Below are 1,029 nucleotides of genomic sequence, written 5' to 3' on the forward strand. Positions count from 1 at the left end.
AGCTCTTGGCCGTGAGTTCGGTTCCCGTGGCCGGGCGGATGACGCGGGTCGGGTCGAGGCGGGTCATGAATTGGCTCAGGCTTTGGCGAAGGCGAGGCACGCCTTCAGGACATCGGTGAGAGCCGCGCGCATCGGCGCGGCCTGGAGCTCGGAATAGGGGGTGGGCCAGGTCGAAGGCGTGGGCGCCGCCGCCGGGTCGTCCATGTAGCCGCGGCAGGCCAGTTCCATCTGGATGGCATGGACGCCACCTTCGGGCCGGCCGTAGTGGCGGGTCGTCCAGCCGCCCTTGAAGCGGCCGTTGGTCACGCGGCTGAATGCACTGGCGTCGCAGGCGGCCTCGACGGCGCTGGTCAGGGCGTCGTCGCAACTGGTCCCGGAATTTGTGCCGAGATTGAAGTTCGGCAGTGGTCCATCGAAGAGGCGCGGGATCACTGAGCGGATCGAATGGGCCTCGTAGAGCACGACCTTGCCGTGGATCTCGCGCAGCCGCTTCAGCTCGGCGGCGAGGACGGCGTGATAGGGCTCGAAATAGGTCGTTCGGCGGCGCGCGATCTCGGCCTCGTCCGGCTCGCCGACCAGATAGAGCGGCTCGCCGTCGAAGGTGGTGGTCGGGCAAAGCTCGGTGGTCGCTTGGCCCGGATAGAGCGAAGCGCCGGAGGGATCGCGGTTCACGTCGATGGCGCTGCGGCTGATCGCCGTGCGCACTGTGGTGGCCCCCAGCTCGCGGGCGAAGCCGTAGAGCCGGTGGATCCACCAGTCGGCGTCCTTGCGGGCCAGCCAGGGCGAGACCAACTTCGATTCCATCTCAGCGGGGATCTCGGTTCCCGTGTGCGGGAAGCTGACCACCAGCGGCGCGTCGCCGCGATGAACCTCCAGCCAGTCCATCAGGCGACGCCTGGCAGGGCGGCGCCGTCGGCGGCGTCGCAGATCGCGCCCGAGCGAACCAGCAGGTTGGCCGCCTCGATGTCGGGGTGGAAGTGGCGGTCGTCGGTCAGGTGCGGGACCTTGGCCCGCAGCAGCGCGCGCACC

General features: G+C 69.3%; 2 protein-coding genes. Both read right to left on the reverse strand.

From position 1 onward, the window contains the following. Positions 1-75: 75 nt before the first annotated feature. Entirely contained in the window at positions 76-888 is an 813-nt protein-coding gene (hutG, locus tag ASE02_RS10850) for an N-formylglutamate deformylase (RefSeq protein WP_056734049.1), read from the reverse strand. Next, on the reverse strand, positions 885-1,029 hold a 145-nt coding region (locus tag ASE02_RS22645), incomplete at its 5' end, for a hypothetical protein (protein ID WP_200957659.1). The genes ASE02_RS22645 and hutG, both read right to left, overlap by 4 nt.

Origin of the sequence: Phenylobacterium sp. Root700 (genome assembly GCF_001429025.1) — a bacterium.
Classification (GTDB): domain Bacteria; phylum Pseudomonadota; class Alphaproteobacteria; order Caulobacterales; family Caulobacteraceae; genus Phenylobacterium.